General features: G+C 72.1%; 1 protein-coding gene. It reads right to left on the bottom strand.

All coding sequences use genetic code 11. The features are described from left to right. Positions 1 to 3,758 (bottom strand): type I polyketide synthase (locus tag EEJ42_RS04290; RefSeq protein WP_246096039.1); only part of this gene is annotated, 3,758 nt, incomplete at its 3' end. Positions 3,759 to 3,812: the final 54 nt, after the last annotated feature.

The raw sequence follows: 3,812 nt of genomic DNA, 5'->3' as shown, positions 1-3,812 counted from the left end.
CCGTCACCACCCGAGACCAACATCTCCCACAAACCCTCAGGAGAAGCGACACCACCCGGAAAACGGCACCCCATACCCACAATCGCGATGGGATCTTCGGCGTCGTCGGACGCATGAGCCTGGGCCTGCGGCGAGGGGGTGATGTCCGGTCCGGGGATCTCCCCCACCACCTGTTCGCGCAGGAACCCTGCCAGCGCGGATGGGGTCGGGTGGTCGAAGACCAAAGTGGCGGGCAGTGGCAGGGCGGTGGCGTTGGTCAGCCGGTTGCGCAGGTCGACCGCTGTGAGGGAGTCGAAGCCGAGGTCCTTGAACGCTCGGCCGGGGTCGATCGTCGCGGACGAGGAGTGCCCGAGCACGGTGGCGACCTGGGACTGGACCAGTGTCAGCAGCATCCGGTCCTGCTCGGCCGCCGAACGGCCACGCAGCCGCCGCGCCAGCTCGCCGTCGTCCCCGGCTCCGAGATCGGCGGCGGGGGTACGCGCAGCGGCCACCTCGGGCAGATCGCCGATCAAGGCGCTGGGGCGGGTGAACGTCATGGCGGCCGCGAAGCGTTCCCAGTCGACGTCGACCACGGTCTGGCACACCCGGCCGTCACCGAGCACCTGTTGCAGCACTGCGATGGCCCGGTCCGGGTCCAGTACACGCACACCCAGACGGCGGAAGTGCTCCGCCGCCACGCCGTCGGCGGCCATGCCATCGCCGCCCCACGGCCCCCAGGCCACCGACGTGGCCGCCAGCCCCANATCGCCGCCCCACGGCCCCCAGGCCACCGACGTGGCCGCCAGCCCCAGACCGCGGCGGTGTTGCGCCAGAGCATCCACGTACGCGTTGGCGGCGCCGTAGGCCGCCTGACCCACGTTCCCCACCACACCGGCGATGGACGAGAACAGGACGAAGGCGTCGAGGTCACGATCGGCCGTCAGGTCGTGCAGATGGCGCGCGGCGTCCGCCTTCGCCGCCAGCACGCGTGCCAGCCGCTCCGGGGTCAGCCCCTCCACCACACCGTCATCGAGGATCCCGGCAGTGTGAACGATTCCGGTCAGCGGTGCCTCTTCCGGGATACCGTCCAGCACCGCCCGTACGGCCTCGCGGTCGCCGACGTCACAGGCCGCGAACGCGACATCGGCGCCCAAGTCCGCCAGCTCGCGGCGCAGTTCGTCCGCGCCGGGCGCCTCGGCACCCCGACGGGACACCAGCAGCAGGCGCTCAGCACCCCGAGCAGCCAGCCAGCGTGACACCAGCCCGCCCAGGGCACCCGTACCACCGGTCACCAGCACCGTGCCACGCGGCTCCCAGCTCTCTCCCCGCGCGGCACCGGCCCCGTCCCGTACCAGCCGGGCCGCGAACACACCCGAAGGCCGTACGGCCACCTGATCCTCGCCACCGGACGCCGCGAGCACGGACACCAGCCGCGTCAAGCTGTGCTCGTCGGCGTCCTCCGGCACATCGACCAGACCGCCCCACCGCTCCGGCTGCTCCAACGCCACCGTCCGGCCCAGGCCCCACAACTGAGCTCCCACCGGATTCAGCAGCCGCTCGCCAGAAGCCACCGACACCGCCGAACGCGTCACACACCACACACGTGCCGCGATGCCGGAATCCCCCAGCGCCTGCACCAAGGTCAACGTCGTGGCGGTCGAGCCCGCCAAGGACACGACCCCCATCACCGTCTCGGTGTCCTCGGCTCGGATCTTCGCGGCCAGGGACTCGCGCGTATCGTCGGCGGCCACCGGCACGACGGTCGTCCGAGCGCCGGCGATTCGCAGCGTCCGCACGCACTGGTCCGTGAAGTCGTCGTCCGCCCGGTCCGGGACGGCCACCAGCCAAACGCCCCGCAGCCGGTTCGTCGCCGCCACGGTCACGGGCTTCCACTGCACCCGGTACCGCCAGCCCGAGAGCAGCGACTCCTCGCGGTGCCGCAGGCGCCAGTCCGAGAGCACCGGCAGCACGGTGTCCAAAGGCGCGGCCGGCTCCACCCCCAACTGCCCGGCCAGGGACTCCGCATCGCCCTGGTCGACCAGGTCCCAGAACCGCTGTTCGGTCCTGCCGGACTCCACGGCCGCTTCCGCCGGAAGCTCCCGGTCCGGCAGCCAGAACCGCTGCCGCTGGAAGGCGTACGTCGGCAGATCCACCCGCTGGGCGCCGGTCCCGGCGAACACGGCGGCCCAGTCGACCCGCGCTCCGCGGACGAACAGCTCCGACACCGCCGCCATGAGCGTCTCGGGCTCGGCGCGGCCCTTTCGTAGCACTGACACCGCCGCAGCGGTGTCCGCCTCGGACCGAGCCAGCCCGGTGAGCACCGGATCGGGGCCGAGCTCCAGCAGCCTGGACGCTCCCTGTTCGGCCGTCGCGGTCGTCAGCGCGGCATGGAAGCGCACCGGCCGGTGCACCTGACGGACCCAGTACTCCGGGGTAGCCCACTCCTCTGCGGTCACCGGCTCGCCGGTGACCGTGCTGATCGCTCGCGTATGGGGAGCGTGGTAGGTGATCCCAGCGGCGACCTGGGCGAACTCGTCGAGCATCGGCCGCATCAGGGGCGAGTGGAACGCGTGACTCACTCGCAGCCGGGAGACGCGGCACCCTCGCCCGCGCGCGCTGTCCATCGCTTGCGCCACCATGTCCTTGGCACCGGAGATCACGGTCGCCGAGGGGCCGTTGACGGCGGCGATCGCGACCTGGCCTGCTCCGGCGAGGCCGTCCAGGATCTCCAGCACGTCGGTCTCGGTGGCCTGGATGGCGGCCATCGCGCCCCCGCGAGGCAGGGCCTGCATCAAACGGGCCCGGGCGGCGACCAGCCGCGCGGCGTCGGCCGATGAGAACACCCCGGCCGCGTAGGCGGCGGCGAACTCACCGATCGAGTGGCCGAGCAGCAGGTCCGGCCGCATACCCCACGAGCGCAGCAGCTCCACGAGCGCGACCTGCACCGCGAACAGGGCGGGCTGGGCATAGCCGGTACGGTCCAGCAGCGCCGCCTCGGCGGAGCCCTCGGCTGCGAACAGTACGTCCCGCAGTGGGGCGTCGAACCCGGCGGCGCCTTCCAGCTCGGTGTTCAGGTGGGCGCACACCTCGTCCAGGGTCCGGGCGAACACCGGGAACCGGTCGTAGAGTTCGCGGCCCATGCCGACGCGCTGGCTGCCCTGCCCGGTGAACATCCAGGCCGTCCGGCCCTTGCTGACCGCTCCGGTCACCACGAAGGTGTCCGGGTCGGCCGCCTCGGCGGACAGCACGGTCCCGTCGGACAGGCGAATCGTGCCGGTGTGCAGGGCCGCGCCGTGGGTGCCGAGTACGACGGCGCGGTGTTCGAGGGCCGCGCGGGTCGTCGCCAGTGAGAAGCCCACGTCGACCGGGGACCGATCCTGCGGTCCCCGCTCGTCGAGGAAGGATGCGAGGCGGCCGGCCTGTGCGCGCACCGCATCCGGGCTACGGCCGGACAGCACCCACGGCACCACCGGCAGCTCTGCCGACGGTCGCTCCTCCACGGAAGCCGGAGCGGTCTCGGGGGCTTCCTCGAGGATGACGTGGGCGTTGGTCCCGCTGATGCCGAACGACGAGACACCCGCCCGACGCGCACGCTCACCCTTCGGCCAGCCGCGAGCCTCCGTGAGGAGCCGTACCGCCCCCGAGCCCCAGTCCACATGCGACGAGGGCGAGTCCACATGCAGCGTCGACGGCAACTGCTGCGCACCAAGCGCCATCACCATCTTGATCAGCCCAGCCGCACCCGCGGCCGCCTGCGTGTGACCGATGTTGGACTTCACCGAACCCAGCCACAACGGATCCCCCTCACGATCCCGCCCATACGTGGCCAACAA

Source organism: Streptomyces botrytidirepellens (assembly GCF_003721215.1).
GTDB classification, from domain to species: Bacteria; Actinomycetota; Actinomycetes; order Streptomycetales; family Streptomycetaceae; genus Streptomyces; species Streptomyces himastatinicus.
Note: the sequence above shows the minus strand (reverse complement) of the source record. Positions and strands in the feature narration are given on the sequence as shown.